The sequence below is a fragment of the Nonomuraea sp. CA-218870 genome, assembly GCF_050936535.1.
Lineage (GTDB): Bacteria > Actinomycetota > Actinomycetes > Streptosporangiales > Streptosporangiaceae > Nonomuraea > Nonomuraea corallina.
Genome location: NZ_JBNJMN010000001.1, coordinates 3,555,231 through 3,580,772 on the forward strand (window position 1 = coordinate 3,555,231; position 25,542 = coordinate 3,580,772).

A 25,542-nucleotide genomic window follows, 5' to 3' on the forward strand; every position below is an offset into this window, starting at 1 on the left:
GGGGTTTTTCTCCTATGCGGTCGGGGGCGGGGCCACGGGACGCTTGCCGTTGGCCGAGATCTGGGGGAGCAGCTGCGCCAGCAGCAGCGTGGACAGGGCGGAGTCGCCGCCGCCCTGCTGGGTGCGGACCACCAGCGGCTGCGGGGCCTTCTCCGCGAGCGTGGCGCCCACGTCGAGGCGCCTGCGGGCCAGCTCGTACTGGAGCACGGCCCGGTTGTCGCGGTAGGACTCGGCCAGCCGGCGCAGCGCCTTGGCCTCGTTCTCGGCGGAGGTCAGCTCGGCGCGGCCACGGGCCTCGATCTCCCAGCGGACCCGCTGCGCCTCGGTCTCCTGCTCCTCCAGCATCCGGGCGACGTCCTTGCGCGCGGTGTTGTGCGCGGCCTTGACCTCGACCACGCGGGCGTCGCGGGTCTTCTTGGCGCGCTCGATCTCCATGAGCAGGGTGTCGATGCGGCGCTTGCGGGTCAGCTCCCACTCGCGCTCGTACGCCTGAAGCTCCTTGGCGACCTTCTCGCGGGTGGACAGGTGCTGCTGGTACTGGTCCGGCAGCTGCACGTCGGGGATGTTGGCGCCGGTGACGCGCACCCCGTAGCGGCCGAGCTGGCGGTTGAGCGCGTCCTGCATGTCGCCCACGTCCGAGCCGCGCAGGTCGTAGGCCCGCTCGGTCTGCACCTTGCGGCTGCGCTGCCGGATGGCGTCCTGCACGGCGCTGGACAGCACCAGGTCGAAGTTGCCCGCGCCGATCGTGCGGACGAACGCCACCGGGTCCACGATGCGGAACTTCAGGAAGAACTCGATCGACTTCAGCGGCACGTTCTCCGCCGTGGGGCAGGCCACGATCGGCGCCGAGTACGGGATCTCGGTCGAGGTGTCGACGACCGCGTCCACCCGGTCCCAGGGCAGCCACAGGTAGTGCCGGCCGGGCGGCAGCGTGGAGATGATGGCGCCCCAGCGGCTGCGCACCCCGGTGGTGCCCTCCTCGATCTCGATGATCGCCCGCCGCCACATCGTGAGCAGCGCGACGGCCAGGAAGAACAGCGCGGCCAGCGCGGCCGCGACGGTGAAGTCCGTCAGCACGGCCATGCCGGCGAAGTAGACGGCCAGGAAGATCAGGGTCATCCAGGTGAAGCCGCGCCGGTCCTTGGGGATGACGACGGGCACGAGCTGGCCCTGCTCGCCGCCGCGCAGCAGCTGGCGGATCTCCGACCAGGACGCCAGCGACTCCTTGATCTTCGAGAACTCGCGGCTCATCGGGTCTCGACCTCCCTGGTGATCTCCAGCTCAGGCGCTTCCTGGACCTCGTCGGCCACTCTCTTCAGCAGCGAGTTGATCTCCGCCTCGCGGCCCGACACGCGGGTGCCGATCTGCTGCAGCCGGGAGCGGATGGCGGCCATGTCCTCGGGCGTGAACAGCACCGCCTCCTTGCCGCCGACCAGGCTCCTGGCCAGCTCCAGGAAGTCGATGTCGCTCTGCTCGCCGACGTGCACCACCTGCGGCAGCCGGTTGGCGACCGACTCCAGCTTGTCCAGCAGGTCCTGCTGGAAGCGGTAGTCGAGGATCTCCGGCGCCTCGGCCGCGCTCAGCGCCCGGATGTCCAGCGCCTGCGCCTCCAGCAGCGCCGAGTTGGCCTTGGCCTCGGACTCGGCCTCGACCAGGCGCTGCCTGGCCTGCGCGGTGGCCTGGTGGGTGGCCCGCTCCAGCGCGGTGTCCATGCGCGCCTGGTAGCCGGCGATCTCGGCCTGGATGGCGCTCAGCGTCTCCTGCAGCCCGGCGAGCTCCTTGACCAGGTCGCCCTCGTTCTGCTCCTTGCGCAGGTTCAGCTCGTACTCGTAGGTGTAGGCCTCCTTGGCCACCCGGACCATCTCGGGGGCGGCCAGGTCCATGCGGTACTCCTGGCTGGAGGGCTCGGCGTGGGTGATGTTCACGTCGGTGAGCCGCACCGCGGGCAGGAACTGCTGGTTCAGGCTGTCGAGCATGCCGACGGTGCTCTCGCCGACCAGGTCGTAGATGTCCTCGGCGCGCTGGGCGTAGATGAGGGAACGGGTGACCTCGCTGATGGCGTTCTGCAGCTTGGACTGGAAGCCGCTCACCGAGCCGAGCACGAAGATGAACTCGGCCGGGTTCTCGATCCTGAACTGCAGGAACAGGTCGACGCTCGCCTTGACGCCCTGCTGGGTCGGGGCCTCGCTGATGGGCGCGTTGAAGGGGTACTCGCGGGTGGTGTTGACGATGTAGCTGACCCGCTTCCACGGGTTGAACAGCGTCACCCGGCCCGGCTCGGCGATGTGCACGAGCTTGCCGAACTGGGTGATCAGCGCCTTGCAGCCCTCGGGCACCATCACCACGCTGCGCCGCCACCACAGGAACGCCGCGGCCAGCACCAGGACCACCCAGTAGTGGGGCCCGAAGAACAGGTCGGTGTTGGGGATGACGTTGCCGAGCGCGCCGATCAGGCCGAGCACCACCAGTATGATCAGCGGCACGACGACCTTGGCGGTGCCTCCCTTGGGGATCACCACGGGCGAGATGACGTGCATGCCGTTCTCGGCGAAGCTGCGGTTGACGATCTCGCCGGCCTCGTTCAGCGACGCGGTGCGGGCCTCGATCAGCGTGCCGACGGAGGCGCCCCCGTCACGGGCCGCGGCGAAGTCGTGCGGGTTGAGCGTGAACCCCTGGACCTGCGCCTGGCCGGCGTACTGCCCGTACTGCTGCGCGGCCTGGCCCATCGCCTGTCCGGCAGCTTGACGGATGTTTCCTCCTTGGGCGACCGCTTGCGCTATGCCCTGGCCCGCCTGCCTGAGGGCCTCTCTGGGTCGTGACATCGCACCTTCCTTTGTCCGCTACCGGCGAATTCAGACCGTATCGGGTGCGACTTACTATCCGCTTGCATCGTCCTGTCATACATCTATGGTCATCAGTAGTAGGTACGCTGCCTAATGTAGTACGTCTACTACGATGGAAGATCGACGAGCGCCACCAGGGATCTGGACGGTGACCTCAATGTGATGAAGGCGTCCGCGCCATCGAGCTATCCGGCCTGCGGATGAGCCACGGGACCGATGGGGTGCTGCGCGGTGTGGGACCAACGGGCGTCGCAGCGGATCGGCTGAGAAGATGGGCGACGATGAGCGAGACCGTCTACAACCGCATCGCGCTCCTGCGCGCCGAGCGCGGCGTCACCCGCAGGCAGCTCGCCGACGCGCTGGGCGTCCACTACCAGACGATCGGCTACCTGGAGCGGGGTGAGTACAGCCCCAGCCTCTACCTGGCGCTGCGCATCGCCGACCACTTCGGCGTGCCCGTCGAGGTGGTCTTCTCCACCACGCCGTTCCCGCGGATCGGCGAGCGATCGGCCTGACGGTTCTGTCGGTGGCTGCGCCTACAGTGGGCAGTATGCGTCCGGTCACAGATTTGCAGCGGAAGGTGGCGCCGTTCGAGGTCGTCACCGAGATGACTCCCTCGGGCGACCAGCCGACGGCCATCGCCGAGCTGGAGCGCCGCGTCAAGGCCGGGGCGAAGGACAGCGTGCTGCTCGGCGCCACCGGCACCGGCAAGACCGCCACCATCGCGTGGCTGATCGAGCGCCTGCAGCGGCCCGCCCTGGTCATGCAGCCCAACAAGACGCTCGCCGCCCAGTTCGCCAACGAGCTGCGCGAGATGCTGCCCAACAACGCCGTCGAGTACTTCGTCTCCTACTACGACTACTACCAGCCCGAGGCGTACGTCCCGCAGAGCGACACCTACATCGAGAAGGACTCCTCGATCAACGACGAGGTCGAGCGGCTGCGCCACTCGGCGACCAACTCGCTGCTCACCCGCCGCGACACCGTCGTGGTCGCCTCGGTGTCGTGCATCTACGGCCTCGGCACGCCGCAGGAGTACGTCGACCGGATGGCCCGGCTCCGCGTCGGCATGGACATCGACCGCGACCGGCTGCTGCGCCGCCTCGTCGACATGCAGTACACCCGCAACGACCTGGCCTTCACCCGGGGCACCTTCCGCGTCCGCGGCGACACCATCGAGATCATCCCCAAGTACGAAGAGCTCGCCGTCCGCATCGAGATGTTCGGTGACGAGATCGAGAAGCTGTCCACCATGCACCCGCTCACCGGCGAGGTCATCACCGAGGACGAGGAGCTCTACATCTTCCCCGCCTCCCACTACGTGGCGGGCGAGGAGCGGATGTCCGCCGCCGTCGCCGGCATCGAGGCCGAGCTGGCCGACCGGCTCGCCGAGCTGGAGCGGCAGGGCAAGCTGCTGGAGGCGCAGCGGCTGCGCATGCGCACCACCTACGACATCGAGATGATGCGCCAGATCGGCACCTGCTCCGGCATCGAGAACTACTCGCGTCACATGGACGGCCGCGAGGCCGGCAGCGCGCCCAACACGCTGCTCGACTACTTCCCCGAGGACTTCCTGCTGGTGCTCGACGAGTCCCACCAGACCGTCCCGCAGATCGGCGCCATGTACGAAGGCGACGCCTCCCGCAAGCGCACCCTCGTCGACCACGGCTTCCGGCTGCCGTCGGCGCTCGACAACCGGCCGCTGAAGTGGGAGGAGTTCCTGGAGCGGATCGGGCAGACGGTCTACCTGTCCGCCACCCCCGGGCCGTACGAGCTGGGCCGGGTCAAGGGCGACGTCGTCGAGCAGGTCATCCGGCCCACCGGGCTGGTCGACCCCGAGGTCGTGGTCAAGCCGACCAAGGGGCAGATCGACGACCTCGTCCACGAGATCCGCGAGCGGGCCGAGCGTGACGAGCGCGTGCTGGTCACGACCCTGACCAAGAAGATGGCCGAGGACCTCACCGACTACCTGCTGGAGCTCGGCATCCGGGTCCGCTACCTGCACAGCGAGGTCGACACGCTGCGCCGCATCGAGCTGCTGCGGGAGCTGCGCACCGGCGAGTTCGACGTGCTCGTCGGCATCAACCTGCTGCGTGAGGGGCTCGACCTGCCCGAGGTGTCGCTGGTCGCCATCCTCGACGCCGACAAGGAGGGCTTCCTGCGGTCCGAGACGTCCCTCATCCAGACGATCGGGCGCGCGGCGCGTAACGTGTCCGGGCAGGTCCACATGTACGCCGACAAGGTCACGCCGTCGATGGAGCGGGCCATCGACGAGACCAACCGGCGGCGGGCCAAGCAGGTCGCCTACAACAAGGCCAACGGGATCGATCCGCAGCCGCTGCGTAAGAAGATCGCCGACATTCTCGACTCGCTGCAGCGGGAGGACGCCGACACCTGGCAGCTCATGGGCGGCGGCCGGTCCCAGTCCCGGGGCAAGGCGCCGGTGCCGGGGTTCACGGGGGCCAAGGCGGGGCAGCACGCCAAGGCGATCGCGGGGGAGATGCCTCGGGCGCAGATGGAGTCGTTGATCGACTCGTTGACCGAGCAGATGCATCAGGCGGCTGCCGACCTGCAGTTCGAGGTGGCGGCTCGGCTCCGCGACGAGATCAAGGAGCTCAAGCGGGAGCTTCGGGACATGCGGGAGGCCGGGGTTCGCTGATTCTGGGCCTCTGTGCCGCTTTCTGTGGGCGTTCCTTCGTGCCGCTGCGGGGGCGCTGTCTGTGTGCCGCTGCGGTGGGTGGGCGTCCCGGCCTCGCGCGATTGCCCGAGGGCTGGTGATCTTCGCCTTCGGCGTGGGCCGGGCGCGGGGGTACCTGGCACGGTCTTAACTCGGCCGGGACGCCCGCCCACGGTTCTGGGCTGTCATCTCCTGGGCGCGTCGGCGTTCTGGTTTCGACAGGTTCTCGGGGAGGAGCTTGCCTGCGTTGGCCGGGGAGACGAGTGCCGAGGCGCGGACGTCGGGCTCAGTGCGGCTGTGGACGCGGTCCGCCGTGCTTGCGACCATGCCGAGCGTCAGTGAGGATGACGTCGCGTTCCTCGGCCATTTCACCGGCATGGTGATGACGCGCGCCGCTTACTGGCGCCGTTCTACCTGCTCGGGCTCTATCTGGTGTACGACGCCGACCCGGCGCGGATCCTGCTGTGGCTCGAAGCCGACGCCTTCACGAGCTGGCACGGCGACGAAGAGGTGACCAATCCCGCGTGGAGTCCGCCGGCACTCGCCGTCGTTTCCGGCAGCGGCGGCGATCACGCAGGTGTGGGGACGTTGCGACTGGCCCGTGGTGTGGAGATGACGGCTTCGCCGAGGGCGGCCCGGTGGTTCTCGTTTCTGCGGCGGGGGGTTCGGGGCGCTCTCCGCCGAGGAGGAGCGGCGGCGGGGTGCTGAGCCGGGGGCCCGCCGGGTGCGCCACGTGTGATCGGGCGCACGGGTACCGGTATGCGGCGGTCGAGGTGGACCGGCCGGGGGTGGCCCCGGGGAACGAGCACGCGCTGCGGGTGAACGTGTCCGTGGTGCGGCGGCCGTACGGGATCTCGGAGATGGAGCTGCCGGCGCGGCGGCTGTCGTTGCCGATCCTGCTGAGAGGACGGCTGCCGACCATCGAGCAGGCGCAGGCGGCCCGTGCCATCCTCGCGAAGGGCGGATCGGCACAGGAGTACGCCGACCACATCTATCGGGACTGGCGTTAGCGGGTGAGCGCGGACAGGTCGAGGTCGATGTCGATCGGGAAGTCGATGTCGGTTTTCAACCGCCCTCGGTGGACGCCGGTGGGGAGGTAGGCCCTGACCGCCGGATCCAGCTCGAAGGTGTGGACCACGGGCTCGTTCTTCTCGCGCTCGACTCGCCAGAAGTGCGGGATGCCGGCGTCCGAGTACTTGATCGGCTTGGTGGTCCGGTCCCGCTCTCGGGACTCCTCGGACACGACCTCGACCGCCAGATGGACATCGTCCGGCTTGAAGGAGGTGATGTCGGGAGAAAAAGCCGATTCTTCAACCACGAGTACATTCGGCTCTGGGCGCTGGCGCATGCCGAGAGTCACCGTCATCTCGCGGACGACCAGAAAGCGCTCCGGTGGACGGATCCCCAGCGTCGGGTGCTTGAGCAGGTCGATCACGAGCATGTGAAAGCCCGTCTGAGGTGACATCAAGATGAGCCCGCCATCGATCAGTTCGACGTGCGGGGGCGCGTCGGGGGGGAGGTGATCGAGCATGTCGGCGGTCCAGCCGCCCGGAGGGCCGGGGTAGAACCAGTCCGGAAAGGCCGTGGTCATGACGACACCTCCTCGGAGATGTGACCCTTCGGAATCATGATGCCACAGTGGGTATCCTCAGGCGCGGTCTTCCCGGCGCTCCTGCATGGTCTTGCGGTAGAGGTCGTCGATCTCCTGGAGGGGGTCGGGGGCCGGGCGGCGGGCCTCGATCTCCAGGTCGGTGCGGGTGCTCAGGTCGTCGAGGCCGGTGGCCGAGTGCTGGACCTGGTCGCTGAGGAGGTCGGCGCGGATGCGGGCGCACATGGCCGTCAGCTTGGCCTGGTGCTCGCGCAGCCGGCCGAGGGTGACGTGGTCGACGTAGGGGGAGACGCGGGCCTGCTGGGCGTACATGCCGAGCTGGCCGTCGTGCACGTCGGCCTGGGCCGTCAGGTCGGCCAGGAGGCGGGGCAGGTCGCCGAGGCCCCAGCCCTGGCGCTGGGCCTGCTCGACCGCCTGGCGGGTCAGCGAGACCTCGCGGCGCAGGTCGAGGCGGAGGCGTTCGACCTCGGCGGCGTCGCCGGTGCCCATGGCGTTGACGTGCGTGGTCAGCCGGGTGGTGGCCTCTCTCGCCTTGACCGCGGCCTTCTTGCCGACCTTGACCAGCAGGTAGACGCCGACCCCGGCGATCAGCAGCAGGAATGCCAGGATGACCAGCACGATCATGAGGAACTCGCCGATCGGGGACACCTCCTGTGTGGGGCTCTTGTTTCGAGGATAGTGCCCCGGCGGCGGTGTGAGAGGCCCGGCAGCGGGGTGAGTGCTGCCGGGCCTTCGTCATGCGGGCGCGGGTCGGGGGCCTCAGTGCGCCCGCATGGGGGAGGGCCCGCCCTGAGGGCGGACGCCGGTCCGACGGTACGGAACGGAGGAAGGCGGACGCGTCCGCCTGGCGGGTGTTGACGGCCGGCCGCCGTCCCGCTACCGGTCAAGGCGGGCCCGGCGGCGGGCGCGACGTCGGCGGACCTTTCTGATCACCCACCAGGCGAGCACGGCCAGGAGGATCAGGGCGACGATCACCAGGAGCGGCGCGAAGATCGCCACCAGGCTCAGGCCCAGGGCGCCGCCGTCCTCGGCGACGCTGGCCACCGGGGCGCCGGCGCCGGCCGTGGTGGCGTTGACCACCGGCCGGGCGGTGGTCTTGAGCAGGTGGACGGCGAGTGCCATGACGACGCCGAGCACCCAGCCCAGCCATGGGTTCTCCGCCATCCAGGTCGAGCTGTCCAGCTCGGCCGCCGCGGCGGTGGCGCTGAACACCACGCCACCGGACGCCGGTCGGACCGCTGTCTGGATCAGGTCGTTCACCGTGTCCACGGCCGGGATCTTGTCGAGCACGAATTCCGCGGCCAGGAGCACCGCGATCACTCCGAGCACGCCCCAGTGGGACAGCCAGGCGTAGCCGTCGGGTAACTTCACCGCGTCGGTGAGGTTGGCGAGCACGCCCACGACCAGCAGCGGGATGTAGGCATTGAGCCCGGCGGCGGTGGACAGGCCGAGACCGGTCAGAGTCGCGAACATGGCTCTAGTCTGCCCGGGCGGCCTCGTCCATGAGGGACGAGAGCCCGGAGCCGGTGAACTCGGCCACGGCGCGCTCGTACTTCTCCATCCCCCAGGACCAGAAGTCGAAGTCGAGCGACTCGTTCGCGCCGTCCTGAATGGACGCCCACAGGGTCCAGCCGTACTTGGCCATCAGCCCCAGCAGCCGGGCGCGCGCGATCTTGTGGCGCAGGCGGCGGCCGTAGTAGGCGGTCACCAGCTCCTCCAGCTGGTCGGGTGAGAGGCCGGACTCGCTGCACAGGTTGCCGAGCTCGAAGCAGGGGTCGTTGTTGCCGGCGTACTCGTAGTCGATCAGCCAGAGCCGACGGCCGTCGTCGATGATGTTGGCGGCCAGCAGGTCGTTGTTGCACGGCACCGTCGCCTCCCGCCGCACTTCCAGACATTTCTGGATCTGGGCCACGAGCGGCATGAAGTCCAGGTAGCGGGCCGGCAGCCGGAACCCGCGCTCCCGCACCACCGCCAGATAGCGCCGCTGCACGTCGAACATGTCGAAGTCGCGCGGGAAGCGCGGGCCCGCGTGCAGCCGCCGGCAGGTCTCGGCCACGCGGGGCAGGTTCGCCGGGTCGCGGACGTCGGCCTCGGTGAAGGTGCGGCCGGGGATGAACCCCACGACCAGTCCTTCGCCCGGCAGGTAGGCGTGGACCGGCGCGCCGACCCCGGCCTCGGCGGCGGCCAGCGTCGCCAGGTGCTCGGCGTCCCTGTCGATGTGCAGCAGCGAGCCCTCGCCGCCGAACACCCGCACCACGTACGCGCCGCCGCCGGTGGTCACCTTGAAGTTGCGGTTGGTCATCCCGCCGGGCAGCTCCTCGACGGAGCGCGGCATGCCGGACAGGAGGGGGATGCGGTCGATGAGCTCGAGCACGGCCATGGTCGATGCTAAGCCGACGCGCGTTAAACGGTCTAGACCTTTTGGTTCGGCGAAGGTTAGCCTCGCCGCATGAGCGACTCCGCCCGCATCGTGATCATCGGAGGTGGCGTCGGCGGCGCCTCCGTCGCCTACCATCTGACCCTGCTCGGCGAGCGGGACGTGGTCCTGCTCGACCGCGACGAGCTCACCAGCGGCTCCACCTTCCACTCGGCCGGGCTGGTCGGCCAGCTCCGCGCCGACCCGACGCTGACCAGGATGAACCAGTACTCCGTCGAGCTCTACCGGACGCTCGACGCGGGCTGGACCGAGTGCGGCGGCATCAAGCTGGCCTCCACCCCCGAGCGCATGGCCGAGATCCGCCGTCAGATCGGCTGGGCGCGCACGTTCGGCCTGCCGCTGGAGGAGATCTCCGTCGCCGAGGCGGCCGGGCTGTTCCCGCTGATGAGCACCGAGGGCGTGGTCGGCGCCGCCTACCTGCCCACCGACGGCCAGATCGACCCTTCCCGGCTGTGCTACGCGCTGGCGGCCGGGGCCAGGGAGGGCGGGGCGCGCGTCCGTACCAGGACCAGGGTGATCGGCCTGGACGTCAGGGACGAGCGGGTGCGCGGGGTGCGCACCGACCAGGGCGACATCGCCTGCGAGATCGTCGTCAACTGCGGCGGCATGTTCGCGGCCGAGATCGGCCGGATGGCCGGCGTGCGGGTGCCGATCGTGCCGATGTCCCACCAGTACGTGGTCACCGACGGGTTCCACGAGCACCGGAACCTGCCGACGCTGCGCGACCCCGACCTGCTCGTCTACTACCGGCAGGAGGTCAGCGGGCTGGTCATGGGCGGGTACGAACGCGAATGCGCCCCCTGGACGGCCACGGCCGCCTCGTACGACGCGATCCCGGCGGGCTTCAACGGCAAGCTGCTGCCCGAGGACTGGCCGAGGCTGGAGGAGATCTTCGACAACTCCCGGGTCAGGGTGCCGGCCATGGCCGACGTGGGCGTCCGCAAGCTGATCAACGGGCCGGAGGCGTTCACTCCGGACAACGAGTTCTGCCTGGGCGAGACCGAGGTCGGCGGGTTCTACGTGGCGGCCGGGTTCTGCGCGCACGGCATCGCGGGCGCGGGCGGCATCGGCAAGGTGATGGCCGAGTGGATCGTCGAGGGTGAGCCGTCCATGGACCTGTGGCACATGGACGTCCGCCGGTTCGGCGCCCAGTACCGCTCGCCGTCCTACACGCTCGCCCGCGCGGTGGAGAACTACGAGACGTACTACGACATCCGTTACCCCGGCGACGAGCGGCGGGCGGGCCGGCCGCTGCGGCTCTCGCCCGCGTACTCCTGGCACCGCGAGCACGGCGCGGTGTTCGGCGAGAAGTCCGGCTGGGAGCGGGTCAACCACTACCGGGCCGATACGGACGGGCGGGACGAGCGGCCGCGCGGGTGGGCGGGGCGCAACTGGTCGCCCGCCGTCGGCGCCGAGCACCGGGCCACCCGCGAGAGCGCCGGGCTGTTCGACGAGAGCTCGTTCGCCAAGATCGAGGTGACCGGTCCGGACGCGGCCGGACTGCTGGAATGGGTCTGCGACAACCGGGTCGCCCGCGCGGTCGGCGCGGTCACCTACACCCAGGCGCTCAACCGGCGCGGCGGCATCGAGTGCGACTTCACCGTCACCCGGCGCGGCGAGCGGGAGTTCCTGATCGTCACCGGCACCGCGTTCGGCTCGCACGACCTCGGCTGGCTGCGCAAGCAGGCCCGGCTGCGCGGCGCCGACGTGCGGATCGCCGACGTGACCGGGCAGTACGCCTGCTTCGCGCTGTGGGGGCCGCGCGCCCGCGACATCCTCGGCCCGCTCACCCCCGACCCGCTGGACTTCCCGTTCATGACCTCCCGCGAGCTGACCGTGGGCGACGTGCCGGTGCTGGCGCTGCGGGTGACGTTCGTCGGCGAGCTGGGCTGGGAGCTCTACTGCTCCAGCGAGTACGGGCTCGCGCTGTGGGAGACGCTGTGGCGGGCGGGCGAGCCGCACGGCCTGCGGGCCGGCGGCTACAAGGCCATCGACAGCCTCCGCCTGGAGAAGGGCTACCGCGTGTGGGGCGCCGACATCGGCCCCGAGACGACGCCGTACGAGGCCGGGCTGGGGTTCTGCGTCAAGATGGACAAGGAGTTCCTCGGCAGGGAGGCCCTCGACCCGCGGCCGTCGCGCCGGCTGCGCTGCGTCACGCTCGGCGACCCGCGCGCCGTGGCGCTCGGCAACGAGCCGGTGCGGGTCGACGGCGAGGTGGCCGCCCGCGTCACCTCCGGCGGCTACGGCTACACCGTCGGGTCCTCCATCGCCTACGCCTACCTGGAGGCCGAGCCGGGCACCAAGGTCGAGATCGAGGTGGAGGGCACGTGGGTGCCCGGCACCGTGGTCAAGGAGCCGCTGTGGGATCCGGCGGGGGAGCGGGTGCGCTGACCCCGGACCGTACCGAGATCCGCACCCGGTCGGGCCGGAACAGGTCCTGGGCGTGCTCGACCGGGGTGCCGTCGCCGGCGTAGGCGGTGCGCTCGATCCGCATGAGCGGCGCCCCCGGCTCGATGCCGAGCTCCGCCGCCTCCTCCGGGGTCGCGATCACCGGGTCGAGGTGCTCCAGCGTGGTGCGCGGGGCCAGGTCGTAGCGCTCGGCCAGCAGCGCGTGCAGCGAACCCGACAGGTCCTCCTCCAGGAAACCGGGCAGCTCGGGGAAGAACGAGCGCTCCAGCGCGACCGGCGAGCGGCCCGCCGAGCGGACCCGCGCCACCTCGTGCACCGGCTCGCCCGGCGCCAGCCGCAGCGCGGCGGCGACCGGGCCTGGGGCGGGCGCCACCCTCGCCACCAGGATGCGGGCCTCGGCCCGCAGGTGGGCGCGGCGCATCTGCTCGGTGAACCCGGCCAGCCCCGTCAGGTCGCACTCGACGAGCGGCTCGGCCACGAACGCGCCGCCCGACCGGCCCGGCACCCGCACCAGCACCCCGTCGCGCTCCAGCGTCGCCAGCGCCTGGCGCAGCGTCATCCGGCTCACGCCCAGCCGGGCCGCCAGCTCCCGCTCGCCCGGCAGCCGGTCGCCCGGCGCCATGTCACCGCTGGAGATGGCCTCCAGCAACCAGCGCTCGATCTGCACGTGCGCCGGCACGCCGCCGCCGCGCTCCAGCTCGGGAGGGGTCCGGACCACACGGGGATGGTACGTCACCGGGCCAGGCGGCCCAGCCGCTCCACCGCGTCGGCGAACTCGTAGACCATCTCGTAGACCACCTCGCGGGCCGGCTTCACCTGGTCCAGCTGGCCCACCACCTGGCCGACGAAGTAGCCGGCCAGCTCCAGCGCGCCCGGCTCGCCGCGTTCGGCCGCCGCGATGACGCGGGCCATCGCGTGCTCGGCCACCAGCATCTGCAGTGGCATGCCGAGCGGGCCGGGGCTCTCCTGGCCGTGGTCCCACTCCTCGGTCCACGCCGTGGCGAGCTGGCGGGCCGGCTTGCCGGTACGCGAGCGCGACCGGACCGTGTCCAGCGACGAGGCGGCCAGGAACTTACGCTTGACCGGCTGCGGCGTCTCCGCCTCCTCCGTCGTCAGCCAGACCGAGCCGCACCAGACGCCCTGCGCGCCCAGCGCCATCGCCGCCGCCATCTGACGGCCGGAGGCGATGCCGCCCGCCGCGAGCACCGGGACCGGCGCCACCGCGTCCACCACCTGCGGCACCAGCACCATCGTGGAGATCTCGCCGGTGTGGCCGCCCGCCTCGGTGCCCTGCGCGACGATGACGTCCGCGCCCGCGGCCACCTGCCGGCGCGCGTGCTCCACGGTGCCCACCAGCGCCGCCACCGGCACCCCGGCGTCGCGGGCGCGCGCCACCATCTCCGGCGGCGGCGGGCCGAGCGCGGAGGCGATGAGCCCGATCGGGTGCTTGAGCGCCACGTCGATCAGCCCGGTCGCGCCCGCCGCCGACACCCGCCGGGCGAACTCGTCGGCCGCCGCGCCCACCGGCTGCTGCCCGTGCCCGCCCACGCCGTACTTGGTCAACAGGTGCGTGACGAAGTCGCGGTGCCGCTCGGGGATCAGGTCGGCGGCCCGCACGCCGCCGAGCGCGGCCGCGTCCACCTTGCCGGGGACGAGCACGTCCACGCCGTACGGCCTGCCGCCCACCTGCTCGTCGATCCAGGTGAGCTCCACGTCGAGCTGTTCGGGGGTGTACGCGATCGCGCCCAGCACCCCGAACCCGCCCGCGTTCGTCACGGCCGCCACCACGTCGCGGCAGTGACTGAAGGCGAACAAGGGGAACTCGATGCCTAGACGCTCGCTGATGGCGGTCCGCATGCATCGAAGCTAACCGCCAGAAGCATGTTCGGTCCAGACGGTCAGGAAGCCGCCAGCGGCGAGACGCCCGGCGGATGCCAGCCTAAGTCGGGGTCGTAGCTGCGGACCAGCTTGGCCGGCACTCCCGCCACCACGCTGTGGTCGGGGAACTCGCCGCGCACCACCGCGCCGCCCGCCACCACGCACTGGCGGCCCAGCCGGGTGCCCGGCAGCACGATCGCGCCCGCGCCCAGCCACGAGCCCGATCCGATCGAGACCGGGTTGTTGCGCGGCCACTGACGGCCGATCGGCACGTCGGGGTCGTCGTAGACGTGGTTCTGATCGGTGATGTAGACGTACGGGCCGGTGAAGACGTCGTCGCCGACGTCGATCGACTGGTGGGCGACGATGTGCGTGCCGCGGCCGATCGAGCAGCTCGCGCCGATCCGCAGGATGGAGTCGGGGCCCAGGTCGGCGCCGGGCCACATGCCGCACGACAGGGAGACCCGCTCGCCGATCAGCGTGTGCTCGCCGATCTCGATCCACTCCTCGCCGAAGATCGCTCCCGGCGGGAACGCGATCTTGGCTCCCTCACCCAGGTGGCGGAAGCCGTACCCGCCGGGAGTGCGAGGGGTGATCGCCCCGGCCTCCCGGATCACCCGGTAGGCACGGTGGATCAGCCAGCCGATCGCGCGCCGTACATGTGACATAAGGACCAAAGTTACCGCTTGGTCATACCGTTCGGGCATGTGAGGGGCGTTGTTTGATATCCTGAGAGCCCGTGGACACTCCGGCCACATTCGGGCCACACTTCGAGCCACGGGAGCCTCCTTGCGCAGCGCCACGCACACCAAGCATCTGTTCGTCACCGGGGGCGTCGCCTCCAGTCTCGGCAAGGGGCTGACCGCCTCCAGCCTGGGCCGTCTGCTCAAGGGCCGCGGCCTCCGGGTCACGATGCAGAAGCTCGACCCGTACCTCAACGTCGACCCCGGGACGATGAACCCGTTCCAGCACGGCGAGGTCTTCGTCACCGACGACGGCGCGGAGACCGACCTCGACGTCGGCCACTACGAGCGTTTCCTCGACACCGACCTGCACGGCTCGGCCAACGTGACCACCGGCCAGGTCTACTCCAACGTCATCGCCAAGGAGCGGCGCGGCGAGTACCTCGGCGACACCGTCCAGGTCATCCCGCACATCACGAACGAGATCAAGGACCGCATCCGGGGCATGGCCGGCCCTGACGTGGACGTGGTCATCACCGAGGTCGGCGGCACCGTCGGCGACATCGAGTCGCTGCCGTTCCTGGAGGCCGTGCGGCAGATCCGCCACGAGGTCGGCCGCGACAACGTGTTCTTCCTGCACGTCTCCCTGCTGCCCTACATCGGCCCCTCCGGAGAGCTCAAGACCAAGCCCACCCAGCACAGCGTGGCCGCGCTGCGCAGCATCGGCATCCAGCCCGACGCCATCGTGCTCCGCTCCGACCGGCCCGTGCAGGTCGCGATCAAGCGCAAGATCAGCCTCATGTGCGACGTCGACGAGGACGCCGTGGTCAGCGCCGTCGACGCCGCCTCCATCTACGACATCCCGCGCGTGCTGCACTCCGAAGGGCTCGACGCGTACGTGGTGCGCCGGCTCGGCCTGCCCTTCCGCGACGTCGACTGGAAGGAGTGGGACCAGCTGCTGCGCCGGGTCCACCGGCCGGCCAAGGAGGTCACGATCGCGCTGGTCGGCAAGTACATCGACCTGCCCGACGCCTACCTGTCGGTCACCGAGGCGCTGCGCGCGGGCGGGTTCGCCAACGACGCCCGGGTCAACATCCGCTGGGTCAAGAGCGACGACTGCGAGACCCCCGAAGGCGCCGAGCGCGAGCTCGACGGCGTCGACGGCGTGCTGATCCCCGGCGGCTTCGGCGTGCGCGGCATCGAAGGCAAGATCGGCGCGATCCGCCACGCCAGGGAGAACAAGATCCCGCTGCTCGGCATCTGCCTCGGCATGCAGGGCATGGTCATCGAGGCCGCCCGCAACATGGCCGGCCTGGAGGACGCCAACTCCGCCGAGTTCGACCCCGACACCAAGCACCCCGTCATCTCCACCATGGCCGACCAGGAGGACGTCGTCGCCGGCGAGCGTGACATGGGCGGCACCATGCGGCTCGGCGGCTACACCGCCAGGCTCGGCGAGGGCACCCTCGCCCGCCAGCTCTACGGCAAGGCCAAGGCCGCCGAGCGCCACCGCCACCGCTACGAGGTCAACAACGCCTACCGCGAGCGGCTGGAGAAGGTCGGCCTGGTGTTCTCCGGTGTGTCGCCCGACGGCCGCCTGGTCGAGTACACCGAGCTGCCCGCCGACGCGCACCCCTTCTTCATCGGCACCCAGGCCCACCCCGAGTTCCGCTCCCGGCCCACCCGCGCCAACCCCATGTTCAAGGGACTCATCGCCGCCGCCCTCGCCTACGCCGACAGCAGGGTGACCGCTAAGGTGACCAAGTGAAGATCAGCTCACACGACCAGCGGGAGGCGGCCGCGATCCGGGACACCCCCGAGTCCTGGGACGTCGTCGCGACCAGCACCCGGTTCGAGGGCTACGTGATCGACGTGGTCACCGACACCGTCCGCATGCCCCGCGACGAGACCGCCGATCGCGACTACATCCGCCATCCCGGCTCGGTCGGGGTGCTCGCGCTCGACCCCGCGGGGCGGGTGCTGCTCATCCGCCAGTACCGCCACCCGGCCCGGCGGCTGCTGTGGGAGCTGCCTGCCGGGATCCGCGACGTCGAGGGCGAGCCGCTCGTCGACGGCGCCGCCCGCGAGCTGGCCGAGGAGGCCGGCTACCGTGCGGCCACCTGGCACACCCTCGTCGACCTCCTCACCTCGCCCGGCTGCTCCGACGAGCGCATCCGCATCTTCCTGGCCCGCGACCTGGAGAAGATCCCGGACGAGGAGAACTCCTTCGAGCACCGCCACGAGGAGATCGACATGCTCGTCGAATGGGTGCCGCTCGACGACGCCGTGCGCGGGGTGTTGGGCGGGAAGATCCACAATTCCGCGGCCGTGGCCGGTATCCTCGCCGCGTACGCGGCCGCGGCCGACGGGTTCGCCGGCCTGCGCCCCGCGGACGCTCCGGAGGAGTGAAGGAAGGAGCCACGCCCGTGGAGGCGGTGCTGTCCAGTTACCTCGCCCACCTCGCGGTGGAGCGCGGCCTGGCCGCCAACACGCTCGCCTCCTACCGGCGCGACCTGCGCCGCTACACCGAGCACCTGCGCTCGCGCGGGCGGGCCGAGCTCGACCAGGTGGCCGAGTCCGACGTGCGCGCCTTCCTCGCCGCCCTGCGCGAAGGCGACGGCGAGCACCCCGCGCTCGTCGCCAGCTCGGCCGCCCGCGCCGTCTCCGCCGTGCGCGGCCTGCACCGCTTCGCGCTGCGCGAGGGCGTCACCGCCCACGACCCCGCCCACCAGGTGCGCCCCCCGCGCCAGCTCCGCAGGCTGCCCAAGGCCGTCGCCGTCGACGAGGTCGAGCGGCTCATCGCCGCCTCCGGCCCCGACGGAGCGCCGCTCACCCTGCGCAACCGCGCCCTGCTGGAGGTCCTCTACGGCACCGGCGCCCGCATCTCCGAGGCCGTCGGCCTGGCCGTCGACGACCTGGAGGACGACCAGGTCCGGCTGCGCGGCAAGGGCGGCCGCGCCCGCGTCGTCCCCCTCGGCCGCTACGCCCGCGCCGCGCTCGACGCCTACCTCGTCCGGGCCAGACCCGGCCTGCTGGCCCACGGCCGCGGCACCCCCGCCGTGTTCCTCAACGCCAGGGGCGGGCGGCTCACCCGCCAGGGCGCGTGGGAGGTCCTCCAGGCCGCCGCCGAACGGGCCGGACTCGCCGGGATATCTCCCCACGTTCTCCGGCATTCGTTCGCGACCCACCTTCTCGACGGCGGGGCCGACGTCAGGGTGGTGCAGGAGCTGCTCGGCCACGCCTCGGTGACGACCACTCAGGTCTACACGCTCGTGACGGTCGACAAGCTCAGAGAGGTGTACGCGGCGGCGCATCCCCGCGCCCGTCAGTGATCTATAGTCTTTTGGGTCGTGCGGCACTCCGGCGTGCCGCCTTGCCGCGTTAAGTGGCGACGCCATAGTGTCCGTCCGGACGGTCCGGTTCGGGATCGTCAGGGAGGTTCGAGCTGGTGACTGTGAAGACCAACGGTTCGACCCCGGGGAGCCCCGACAACCCCTGGGGTGACACCAAGACCAACGCGCCTTCCAACGGCGTCAACCTGGGCCCCACGCAGCGGCCCCGCCCGGTGTTCCCGGAGCCGGTGCCGCGCGACGTCCACGGCCCGGCCCGCGTGGTCGCCATGGTCAACCAGAAGGGCGGGGTCGGCAAGACCACCACCACCATCAACCTCGGCGCCGCCCTCGTCGAGTGCGGCCTCAAGGTGCTGCTCGTCGACTTCGACCCGCAGGGCGCGCTCTCCGTCGGCCTGGGCATCAACCCGCTCCAGCTCGACCTCACGGTCTACAACCTGCTGATGGAGCGCAGCGTCAGCGCCGAGGACGTGCTGCTGGAGACCGGCGTCGAGGGCCTCGACCTGCTGCCCAGCAACATCGACCTGTCCGCCGCCGAGGTCCAGCTCGTCACCGAGGTGGCCCGTGAGCAGGTGCTCGGCCGCGTCATCAAGCCGCTGCTGCCGCACTACGACGTCTGCCTCATCGACTGCCAGCCGTCGCTCGGCCTGCTCACCATCAACGCCCTCACCTGCGCCCACGGCGTCATGGTGCCGCTGGAGTGCGAGTTCTTCGCGCTGCGCGGCGTCGCCCTGCTCATGGACACCATCACCAAGGTGCAGGAGCGGCTCAACGAGGACCTCGAGATCGAGGGCCTGCTCGCCACCATGTACGACGCGCGCACCCTCCACGGCCGCGAGGTGCTCGCCCGCGTCGTCGAGGCGTTCGGCGACAAGGTGTTCCACACCGTGATCAACCGTACGGTGCGCTTCCCCGACGCCACCGTGGCCGGTGAGCCGATCACCACCTTCGACCCGTCCTCGCTCGGAGCCAACGCCTACCGCGAGCTGGCCCGCGAAGTGCTCGCGCGCTGGCCGCAGCCTGCCACAATGGCCAGGTGACGGAGCAGCAGGTCGAGCCCCAGGGCTTCCAGGTCCACCTGGACGTCTTCGAAGGGCCCTTCGACCTGCTCCTCGGGCTGATCTCCAAGCACAAGCTCGACATCACCGAGGTCTCGCTCTCGCAGGTGACCGACGAGTTCATCGCCTACATCCGCTCCCGCGGCCCCGAGTGGGACCTCGACCAGACCAGCCACTTCCTGCTGGTCGCGGCCACCCTGCTCGACCTCAAGGCGGCCCGGCTGCTGCCGTCCGGCGAGGTCGAGGACGAGGAGGACCTGGCCCTGCTGGAGGCCCGCGACCTGCTGTTCGCCCGGCTGCTGCAGTACAAGGCGTACAAGGAGGTCGCCAAGATCTTCGCCGGCCGGATGGCCGACGAGGCGCTCCGCTTCCCGCGCACCGTCCCCTTGGAGCCGCAGTTCGCCAACCTCCTGCCGTACCTGGTGCTCGGCATCGGCCCCGAGGAACTGGCCCGGATCGCCGCCCGCGCCTTCACCCCCAAGCTGCCGCCCACCGTCAGCGTCGGCCACATCTACCAACCACTCGCCAGCGTGCGCGAACAGGCCGCTATCCTGGTTCAGCGCCTGCGCCGCATGCGCAGCGCCACCTTCAGGGCCCTGGTCGCCGACTGCGAGGGCACCTACGAGGTCATCGCCCGCTTCCTGGCCGTCCTGGAGCTGTTCCGCGAGTCCGCGGTCAGCTTCGAGCAGGTCGAGCCGCTCGGCGACCTGCACGTCACCTGGACCGGCACCGACGACGGCGAGATCTCGGTGGGGGACGACTACGAGGAGAGCCCGGAGAAACCCGCAGATGGCTGACGACTCCCACCCGCGCAAGGACCTTCCCGCCTGGATGGCCCTCCCCGGCTCCCTGGCGGCCCCTTCGCCGTCCCCGCCCGGTCCGGACGGTTCCGGTTCGGGTGATCTCCGTACGGGCGACTCGCGTACGGAGGATTCCGGTTCAGACGATTCGGGTTCCGAGGATTCCGGCTCGGGCCAGTTCGGTCCGGACGATCCGCGTACCGAGGATTCCCGTTCGGGCGAGTCGGGTCCGGAGGAATCCCGCGAAAGACCTCGTGGCGACCGGGGAGACCTGGTGCCCGGCGTGCCCCCTCCCGCCAGTGCCCCCGCCGGTGACGTCACCCTTTCGGATGACTCCGCCGATCCGGAGCCGGGCGTACGGCCGTCGGTTGCCGTCTTGGCGGAGGATGGTGGGATTTCGGCCGGGGCGGACATGTCCTCCGGCGCGGAGGCCACACCACTCGTCGGCCGAGGGAAGTCCACGGCCGACGGCCATGGCTCCGTCGCCGACCAGGACTCGTTCACCGGCGAGGTCCCGGGGCTCGGCCGGGTTCCAGAGGTCGAGGTTCCGGCCGTCGCTGAGGGCCGTTGGCTCAAGGCGGCGCTCGAAGCCATCCTTATCGTCGTCGACGAGCCCGTGAAGGAGATGACCCTGGCCCAGGTGCTGGAGCGCCCCACGCATGAGGTGGTGGCGGCGCTGCGCGAGCTGGCCGAGGAATACGAAGCCTCCGCGCGGGGTTTCGACTTGAGGCAGGTCGCGGGCGGATGGCGTTTTTACACGCGCCCCGCGTACGCGCCGTTCGTGGAACGGTTCGTCCGTGACGGCCAGCAGACGCGGCTCACCCAGGCCGCGCTGGAAACACTCGCGGTCGTGGCCTACCGGCAGCCGGTGAGCCGGGCGCGGGTGGCCGCGGTGCGCGGCGTGAACAGCGACGGCGTCATGCGGACGCTGGTCGCGAGGGGGCTGGTCGAGGAGGCCGGCACCGACCCGGAGAGCCAAGCCGTGCTCTACCGGACAAGCTCATACTTCCTTGAGCGTCTGGGACTGAACGATGTGAGCGAGCTCCCCGAGCTCGCGCCATTCCTCCCTGACGACGTGGAGAACATCGAGGAGACGACGAAGTGATCAACAGGCGAAGCACCCCGTCCGGTGATGGACGCGGTCGAGGACGCGCCGGCGGCTCCGGCCGCGGCGGGCGTCCCGCCTTCCGCTCGGACGACTCGCGCGGCCGTACGCGCCGCGACGACTTCCGTGACGGTTCCCGCCGCGACGACCGCGGCGGTTCACAACGAGACGATTTCCGCCGTGACGACCGCCGGGCCTCCGGCGGGGACGGCTTCCGCGCGGACCGCCGGGGTTCGCGCGACGACCGGGGCGGGTTCCGGCGCGACTCCGGGCGTGGGCCATCGGGTGAGCGCGGGTCCTTCCGTGACTCCGGGCGTGGGCCTTCCGGTGAGCGCGGCTCCTACCGGGGCGATGACGCGCGTGGCGGAGCGCGCCGTGACGACCGCGGGGGTTTCCGCCGCGACGAGCGCGGCGGTCCGCGTCGTGACGACCGCTGGGGTTCCCGTGACGGCGGATCCCGGCGCGAGGACGCGCGCGGTGGTTCCCGGCGTGACGACCGGTACGGCCGTGAGGAGCGCGGCGGTGACCGGCGCGACAGCCGGGACTCGGTGCGCGCCGACAGGGGCGGCAGCCGGGCCCCGTACGGGCGCGACGGTGGTTTCCAGCGGCGTGACGGCGGTTTCGACCGGGGTCCGCGTGACGGCGGTCGCTTCGAGCGCGCCGGTTCTGATCGGGCGCCCCGCGAGGACCGGCGCTTCTCCGGGGGCGACGAGTACGAGTACGAGTCGTTCGGCGGCGGGCCCAGGGAGGAACGCGGCGGCTTCCGGGCGAACAGGAACGGGCGCAGGGAGGGCTCCGAGGGGCCGGTTCGGGCCCGTTACGGCAGGCGCGAAGACGGCCCCGCCGGACAGTACGGGGACCGCTCGGGCGGCTCACGCGACGAAGGCCGCTCGTACCGCGGCGACGACCACCGCGGCGGGGATCGCCCGGTCCGCCGGGACGACTACCGCGGCGGGGACCGTCCGGCTCGCGGGGGCGACTTCCGCGGCGGGGATCGTCCGTCCCGTGGCGACTTCCGCGGTGAGGGCCGGGGTGCGGCCCGGCGTGACGAGGGCGCGCGTGGTGGACGGGTGTCCAGGCGTGACGGCGTGCGTACCATCGGCGACTCCCGGCGCGACGCCGGCGACCGGGCCAAGCCCAAGGACCGGTTCAAGACGGCACGCCAGCCCGTCCGCGACCGTGACTTCTTCCCCGAGGGCTACACCGACGAGCGCGACACCACCGAGGTGCCCGGCGGGGTGCGGCTGCAGAAGGTGCTGGCCCAGGCCGGGGTCGCCAGCCGCAGGGCCTGCGAGGAGATGATCGGCGACGGTCGTGTCACCGTGGACGGCCAGGTGGTGCGCAGGTTCGGCGCCAAGGTCGACCCGGCCAAGCAGGTCATCCACGTCGACGGCAAGCGCATCCCGACCGCGCCCGACCTCGTCTACTACGCGCTCAACAAGCCCATCGGCGTGGTCTCCACCATGGAGGACCCGCAGGGCCGGCCGTGCCTGGCCGACTACGTGGAGGAGCTGGCGCCGCGGCTGTTCCACGTGGGCCGGCTCGACACCGAGACCGAGGGCCTGCTGCTGCTGACCAACGACGGGGAGCTGGCCAACCGGCTCACCCATCCCAGCTACGGGGTGCCGAAGAAGTACTGGGCCAAGGTGCCCGGCCCGATCCCGCGCGACCTGGGCCGCAGGCTCAAGCAGGGCATCGAGCTGGAGGACGGCATCGCCAAGGCCGACGACTTCCAGGTGGTGCAGGAGCACGCCCAGCAGGCGCTGGTCGAGGTGGTGCTGCACGAGGGCCGCAAGCACGTCGTACGCCGCATGCTGGAGGAGTCCGGTCACCGCGTGATCGACCTGGCCCGCATCGAGTTCGGCCCGGTGAAGCTGGGCCGCACCAAGCCCGGCACGCTCAGGGCGCTGACGCTGCGTGAGATCGGCGAGTTGTACGCGGCCGTGAAGCTGTAACCTGGCCACGAAGCTGGAGCCCGTGCGAACCTCCGCACGGGCTCTGCCGCTATAGAAGGAGCGAAGCGCATGGTGCGGGCGATCCGCGGGGCGATCCAGGTGGACGCCGACGACCGGGACTCGATCATCGAGGGGACGACCGAGCTGGTGGCCCAGGTCATGGAGCGCAACGAGCTCACCACGGACGACGTGATCAGCGTGCTGTTCACCGCGACGCCCGACCTGACCGCCGAGTTCCCGGCGCTGGCGGCGCGCAAGCTGGGGTTCCACGAGGTGCCGCTGATCTGCTGCACCGAGATCGACGTGCCGGGCGCGCTGCCCCGGGTGGTGCGGCTGATGGCGCACGTGGAGATCGACCGGCCCCGCTCGGCGATCCAGCACGTGTATCTGCGCGGCGCCGTCGCACTTCGTCAGGACATCGCCCAATAATCTGCCGTACGAGCACGACTCCTACGACCGACTCAGGACAACGACATGGCCTCCGAACTCCGCACCGTGCTGGTGGTGGGCACCGGTCTCATCGGCACCTCGCTGGCGCTCTCCCTGCGCAAGCACGACGTGCGCGTGCTGCTCGCCGACCGCGACCAGGGGGCCGTGCGGCTCGCCCGCGAGCTCGGCGCGGGTGAGGAGTGGCGGGCCGGGGAGAGCGCCGACCTGGCGGTGATCGCGGTGCCGCCCGGCCACGTCGCCACGGAGCTGCGGCGGTTGCAGGAGGAGGGCGCGGCCCGGTTCTACACCGACGTGGCCAGCGTCAAGGCGGAGCCGATCGACCGGGCGCGTGAGCTGGGCTGCGATCTGTCCACGTACGTGGCCTCGCACCCGCTGGCCGGCCGGGAGCGGTCCGGGCCGGGAGCGGCCAGGGCGGACCTGTTCCTGGGGCGGCCGTGGGCGTTGTGCCCCACCCCCGAGGCGTCCCCCGAGGCGAGGGCGGCGGTGCTGCGGCTGATCGACCTGTGCGGCGCCAACGCGGTCGAGGTCGGCGCGCCCGAGCACGACCGGGCGGTCGCCGTGGTCTCCCACGCCCCGCACGTCGCCGCCTCGGCGGTGGCGGCGCGGCTGGCCGACGCCTCCGACGTGGCGCTCGGCCTGGCCGGTCAGGGGGTGCGCGACGTGACCAGGATCGCCGGCGGGGACCCCGGCCTGTGGCTGGGCATCCTGTCCGGCAACTCGGTCCCGGTGGCCGAGGTGCTGGAGGCCGTCTCGCGTGACCTGGCCGAGGCGGCGGCGGCGCTGCGCGCGCTGTCGGAGGGCGACGGCACCGCGTCCGGCGAGCTGACCCAGCTGCTGAAGCGCGGCGTCGCGGGTCATGGGCGGATCCCGGGCAAGCACGGCGGTCCCGCTCACGCGTACGCGGTCGTCCAGATCGTCATCGGCGACAGTCCCGGCCAGCTGGCGCGGCTGTTCCAGGTGTGTGACGAGGTCGGGGTCAACGTGGAGGACGTCCGGCTGGAGCACGCGCCCGGCCTGCCGCTGGGTGTGGCCGAGCTGTCGGTGCAGCCCGACGCGGCGGAGAGGTTGACGCGGGGGCTGGTGGAGCGCGGCTGGCAGGTGCCGTAGCGGAGCGTCGCCGCGCGCCTGGCGCCATGGGCGGACCGGGGGAATGACGGCGGGCCCCGGCGAGGTGCCGGGGCCCGCGATCGGTTCAGCGCCGGGTGATCGCCTGGCTGACGGCGTTGGGGCCGTCGTACTCGCGATCCGGCATGGACTCCAGGGCCCTGATGGTCTCCTGGTCGGCGCCCTGTTGGCGGGCCGCGTCCAGCAGCTCGGACTTGGTGGCCGGGTAGTCGATACCCTTGAGGTGCTTCTGCAGCTGGATCGGGTTCGGTGCTGTAGTCATAACAGATAGCTACCCTGTTGTCACGATATGTAACCGTCGAGCAGGCGCCGGGCGTGTTCGACCTCCGCGGGCAGTTCCTCCCGCCGGGCCAGGGCGCGGCGGAGCCGGGGAATCGCGTCGCGCAGGCCGCGACGGCCGGCTCTGCCCTGCCGCAGCGCCTCCAGCGACCGCCTGGCCACCACGGGCCACGGGCGGCGCAGCACGGCCGTCAGGAGCGCGTTGCGCACTGCCAGGGCCTGTCTGGCCGCCGGGTCGCGGGGCGGCGACGGATGGTGGTGCGCCACCACGTCGTCGGCGTAGGCGAGGCCCCAGCCGCGCGCGGCCAGATCCATCGCCAGCCGTTCCTCCTCGCCGAAGAAGAACACCACGTCGTCGAAGCCGCCCGCCTCCAGGAAGGCGTCCCTGCGCACGACCGCGCCGCAGGCCAGGAAGCCGAGCACGCTCGGTCCCGGCAGGTCGTCGGCGACGCCGAGGGGGGAGCGGCGCATCGCCTCGCTGACCGGGTCGAGCCGCTGCTCGGGCCCGACGAGCACGCGCGCGCCGAGCAGGGCCAGGCGCGGGTGGGCGTCGAAGAGGCCGGCGGCCCGCTCCAGCGCCCCCCGCGCCCACCACGAGTCGTCGTCGGCGAAGGCGACGTAGGGCGTCCGAGCCAGCCGCACGCCCACGTTGCGGGCGGTCGCCCCCAGGTTGGCGTCGTTCTCCACCAGCCGGACGTGCGGGTGGTGGCGGCGTACGAAACCGGCGGTGCCGTCGGTGGAGCCGTTGTCGAGCAGGATCACCGGGCCGCGGTGGTGGGGGAGCGAGCGCTGCAGGGTGCGCAGGCGGTCGCGGGTCACCACCACCACCGTCACCCTGCTGTCACGTGTCACTTGCGCCCTCTTTCCCCGCGGCGGGCGGATAT

Annotated in this window: 24 protein-coding genes; 13 read left to right on the plus strand and 11 right to left on the minus strand. The window is 71.4% G+C overall.

Translation table 11 applies throughout. The features are described from left to right. Positions 1–12: 12 nt before the first annotated feature. Together ACQEUU_RS17185 and ACQEUU_RS17190 are read right to left on the minus strand one after the other, a co-directional pair. Entirely contained in the window at positions 13–1,251 is a 1,239-nt protein-coding gene (locus ACQEUU_RS17185) for an SPFH domain-containing protein (protein WP_433066919.1), read from the minus strand. Next, positions 1,248–2,822, minus strand: a complete 1,575-nt coding sequence (locus tag ACQEUU_RS17190; RefSeq protein WP_433066921.1) for an SPFH domain-containing protein — start codon at positions 2,820–2,822, stop codon at positions 1,248–1,250. Before ACQEUU_RS17190 ends, ACQEUU_RS17185 begins: the two co-directional genes overlap by 4 nt. A gap of 302 nt (positions 2,823–3,124) precedes the next feature. Between ACQEUU_RS17190 and ACQEUU_RS17195 the strand changes: the two genes are divergently transcribed. From ACQEUU_RS17195 to ACQEUU_RS17205, 3 genes are all read left to right on the plus strand, one after another. Further along, on the plus strand, positions 3,125–3,358 hold the full coding sequence (locus ACQEUU_RS17195) for a helix-turn-helix transcriptional regulator (protein ID WP_270158732.1): 234 nt from the start codon (positions 3,125–3,127) through the stop codon (positions 3,356–3,358). Between the two features lie 35 nt (positions 3,359–3,393). Further along, positions 3,394–5,502 carry an excinuclease ABC subunit UvrB gene (uvrB, locus tag ACQEUU_RS17200; protein WP_433066924.1) on the plus strand — a complete coding sequence of 703 codons (2,109 nt, stop codon included), beginning with the start codon at positions 3,394–3,396 and terminating at the stop codon, positions 5,500–5,502. A 719-nt stretch (positions 5,503–6,221) separates the two neighbouring features. Next, on the plus strand, positions 6,222–6,530 hold the full coding sequence (locus tag ACQEUU_RS17205) for a hypothetical protein (RefSeq protein WP_433066926.1): 309 nt from the start codon (positions 6,222–6,224) through the stop codon (positions 6,528–6,530). Here ACQEUU_RS17205 and ACQEUU_RS17210 read toward each other — a convergent pair. The 4 genes from ACQEUU_RS17210 to ACQEUU_RS17225 all read right to left on the minus strand — a co-directional run bounded on the left by ACQEUU_RS17210 (position 6,527) and on the right by ACQEUU_RS17225 (position 9,509). Beyond that, positions 6,527–7,111, minus strand: coding sequence for a Uma2 family endonuclease (locus ACQEUU_RS17210; protein WP_433066929.1), 585 nt, complete (start codon positions 7,109–7,111; stop codon positions 6,527–6,529). The genes ACQEUU_RS17205 and ACQEUU_RS17210 overlap by 4 nt on opposite strands. A 57-nt stretch (positions 7,112–7,168) precedes the next feature. Beyond that, the gene (locus ACQEUU_RS17215) at positions 7,169–7,777 is read right to left on the minus strand and encodes a hypothetical protein (RefSeq protein WP_433066932.1); all 609 of its coding nucleotides are present in this window, start codon (positions 7,775–7,777) and stop codon (positions 7,169–7,171) included. 228 nt (positions 7,778–8,005) lie between these two features. Then, positions 8,006–8,602: a DUF4126 domain-containing protein gene (locus tag ACQEUU_RS17220; protein ID WP_433066934.1), complete on the minus strand. Its 597-nt coding sequence runs from the start codon at positions 8,600–8,602 to the stop codon at positions 8,006–8,008. Positions 8,603–8,606: 4 nt separating this feature from the next. Then, positions 8,607–9,509 carry a phosphotransferase gene (locus tag ACQEUU_RS17225; RefSeq protein WP_433066936.1) on the minus strand — a complete coding sequence of 301 codons (903 nt, stop codon included), beginning with the start codon at positions 9,507–9,509 and terminating at the stop codon, positions 8,607–8,609. A 69-nt stretch (positions 9,510–9,578) separates the two neighbouring features. Here ACQEUU_RS17225 and ACQEUU_RS17230 point away from each other — a divergent pair, with 69 nt between their 5' ends. After that, positions 9,579–11,957 (plus strand): GcvT family protein, encoded by a 2,379-nt coding sequence (locus tag ACQEUU_RS17230; protein ID WP_433066939.1) that lies wholly within the window; start codon positions 9,579–9,581, stop codon positions 11,955–11,957. Here ACQEUU_RS17230 and ACQEUU_RS17235 read toward each other — a convergent pair. Genes ACQEUU_RS17235 through ACQEUU_RS17245 form a run of 3 tightly spaced genes read right to left on the minus strand, consistent with a single transcriptional unit; the run spans position 11,914 to position 14,521 of the window. After that, positions 11,914–12,693, minus strand: coding sequence for a GntR family transcriptional regulator (locus ACQEUU_RS17235; RefSeq protein ID WP_433066942.1), 780 nt, complete (start codon positions 12,691–12,693; stop codon positions 11,914–11,916). The two genes, ACQEUU_RS17230 and ACQEUU_RS17235, sit on opposite strands and share 44 nt — an antisense overlap. Positions 12,694–12,707: 14 nt before the next feature. Beyond that, positions 12,708–13,832 (minus strand): nitronate monooxygenase, encoded by a 1,125-nt coding sequence (locus ACQEUU_RS17240; protein WP_433066945.1) that lies wholly within the window; start codon positions 13,830–13,832, stop codon positions 12,708–12,710. A gap of 41 nt (positions 13,833–13,873) precedes the next feature. Continuing rightward, positions 13,874–14,521, minus strand: a complete 648-nt coding sequence (locus ACQEUU_RS17245) for an acyltransferase (RefSeq protein WP_433066948.1) — start codon at positions 14,519–14,521, stop codon at positions 13,874–13,876. A 121-nt stretch (positions 14,522–14,642) separates the two neighbouring features. Here ACQEUU_RS17245 and ACQEUU_RS17250 point away from each other — a divergent pair, with 121 nt between their 5' ends. From ACQEUU_RS17250 to ACQEUU_RS17290, 9 genes are all read left to right on the plus strand, one after another. Then, positions 14,643–16,304 (plus strand): CTP synthase, encoded by a 1,662-nt coding sequence (locus ACQEUU_RS17250; protein ID WP_433066950.1) that lies wholly within the window; start codon positions 14,643–14,645, stop codon positions 16,302–16,304. Beyond that, complete coding sequence (locus tag ACQEUU_RS17255; RefSeq protein WP_433066953.1) at positions 16,301–16,945, plus strand: NUDIX domain-containing protein; 645 nt, start codon at positions 16,301–16,303, stop codon at positions 16,943–16,945. Before ACQEUU_RS17250 ends, ACQEUU_RS17255 begins: the two co-directional genes overlap by 4 nt. A 17-nt stretch (positions 16,946–16,962) precedes the next feature. Beyond that, a complete protein-coding gene (locus tag ACQEUU_RS17260; RefSeq protein ID WP_433066956.1) occupies positions 16,963–17,868 on the plus strand; it encodes a site-specific tyrosine recombinase XerD in 906 nt (301 codons plus the stop codon). A 116-nt stretch (positions 17,869–17,984) separates the two neighbouring features. Continuing rightward, on the plus strand, positions 17,985–18,926 hold the full coding sequence (locus ACQEUU_RS17265) for a ParA family protein (RefSeq protein ID WP_270159108.1): 942 nt from the start codon (positions 17,985–17,987) through the stop codon (positions 18,924–18,926). Then, positions 18,923–19,741 carry a segregation and condensation protein A gene (locus ACQEUU_RS17270; protein ID WP_433066960.1) on the plus strand — a complete coding sequence of 273 codons (819 nt, stop codon included), beginning with the start codon at positions 18,923–18,925 and terminating at the stop codon, positions 19,739–19,741. The genes ACQEUU_RS17265 and ACQEUU_RS17270 overlap by 4 nt, the downstream gene beginning before the upstream one ends. Before the next feature lie 415 nt (positions 19,742–20,156). After that, entirely contained in the window at positions 20,157–20,849 is a 693-nt protein-coding gene (scpB, locus tag ACQEUU_RS17275; protein WP_433071877.1) for an SMC-Scp complex subunit ScpB, read from the plus strand. Then, positions 20,846–22,804, plus strand: coding sequence for a pseudouridine synthase (locus tag ACQEUU_RS17280; RefSeq protein WP_433066963.1), 1,959 nt, complete (start codon positions 20,846–20,848; stop codon positions 22,802–22,804). The genes scpB and ACQEUU_RS17280 overlap by 4 nt, the downstream gene beginning before the upstream one ends. Positions 22,805–22,873: 69 nt before the next feature. Further along, positions 22,874–23,233, plus strand: coding sequence for a chorismate mutase (gene aroH, locus ACQEUU_RS17285; protein ID WP_270159111.1), 360 nt, complete (start codon positions 22,874–22,876; stop codon positions 23,231–23,233). Positions 23,234–23,278: 45 nt separating this feature from the next. Continuing rightward, on the plus strand, positions 23,279–24,361 hold the full coding sequence (locus ACQEUU_RS17290; RefSeq protein WP_433066966.1) for a prephenate dehydrogenase: 1,083 nt from the start codon (positions 23,279–23,281) through the stop codon (positions 24,359–24,361). A gap of 85 nt (positions 24,362–24,446) precedes the next feature. Here ACQEUU_RS17290 and ACQEUU_RS17295 read toward each other — a convergent pair whose 3' ends face one another. Together ACQEUU_RS17295 and ACQEUU_RS17300 are read right to left on the minus strand one after the other, a co-directional pair. Further along, positions 24,447–24,641: a DUF2795 domain-containing protein gene (locus ACQEUU_RS17295; RefSeq protein ID WP_433066968.1), complete on the minus strand. Its 195-nt coding sequence runs from the start codon at positions 24,639–24,641 to the stop codon at positions 24,447–24,449. A gap of 20 nt (positions 24,642–24,661) precedes the next feature. Then, the gene (locus tag ACQEUU_RS17300; protein WP_433066970.1) at positions 24,662–25,510 is read right to left on the minus strand and encodes a glycosyltransferase family 2 protein; all 849 of its coding nucleotides are present in this window, start codon (positions 25,508–25,510) and stop codon (positions 24,662–24,664) included. Positions 25,511–25,542 lie beyond the last annotated feature (32 nt).

What these genes read in the sequence shown, in the direction of transcription:
- ACQEUU_RS17185 (WP_433066919.1), bottom strand. Translation starts at nt 1,251, where the DNA reads ATGAGCCGCGAGTTCTCGAAGATCAAGGAGTCGCTGGCGTCCTGGTCG.
- ACQEUU_RS17190 (WP_433066921.1), bottom strand. Translation starts at nt 2,822, where the DNA reads ATGTCACGACCCAGAGAGGCCCTCAGGCAGGCGGGCCAGGGCATAGCG.
- ACQEUU_RS17195 (WP_270158732.1), top strand. Translation starts at nt 3,125, where the DNA reads ATGAGCGAGACCGTCTACAACCGCATCGCGCTCCTGCGCGCCGAGCGC.
- uvrB (WP_433066924.1), top strand. Translation starts at nt 3,394, where the DNA reads ATGCGTCCGGTCACAGATTTGCAGCGGAAGGTGGCGCCGTTCGAGGTC.
- ACQEUU_RS17210 (WP_433066929.1), bottom strand. Translation starts at nt 7,111, where the DNA reads ATGACCACGGCCTTTCCGGACTGGTTCTACCCCGGCCCTCCGGGCGGC.
- ACQEUU_RS17220 (WP_433066934.1), bottom strand. Translation starts at nt 8,602, where the DNA reads ATGTTCGCGACTCTGACCGGTCTCGGCCTGTCCACCGCCGCCGGGCTC.
- ACQEUU_RS17225 (WP_433066936.1), bottom strand. Translation starts at nt 9,509, where the DNA reads ATGGCCGTGCTCGAGCTCATCGACCGCATCCCCCTCCTGTCCGGCATG.
- ACQEUU_RS17230 (WP_433066939.1), top strand. Translation starts at nt 9,579, where the DNA reads ATGAGCGACTCCGCCCGCATCGTGATCATCGGAGGTGGCGTCGGCGGC.
- ACQEUU_RS17240 (WP_433066945.1), bottom strand. Translation starts at nt 13,832, where the DNA reads ATGCGGACCGCCATCAGCGAGCGTCTAGGCATCGAGTTCCCCTTGTTC.
- ACQEUU_RS17245 (WP_433066948.1), bottom strand. Translation starts at nt 14,521, where the DNA reads ATGTCACATGTACGGCGCGCGATCGGCTGGCTGATCCACCGTGCCTAC.
- scpB (WP_433071877.1), top strand. Translation starts at nt 20,157, where the DNA reads ATGTCCTCCGGCGCGGAGGCCACACCACTCGTCGGCCGAGGGAAGTCC.
- aroH (WP_270159111.1), top strand. Translation starts at nt 22,874, where the DNA reads ATGGTGCGGGCGATCCGCGGGGCGATCCAGGTGGACGCCGACGACCGG.
- ACQEUU_RS17290 (WP_433066966.1), top strand. Translation starts at nt 23,279, where the DNA reads ATGGCCTCCGAACTCCGCACCGTGCTGGTGGTGGGCACCGGTCTCATC.
- ACQEUU_RS17295 (WP_433066968.1), bottom strand. Translation starts at nt 24,641, where the DNA reads ATGACTACAGCACCGAACCCGATCCAGCTGCAGAAGCACCTCAAGGGT.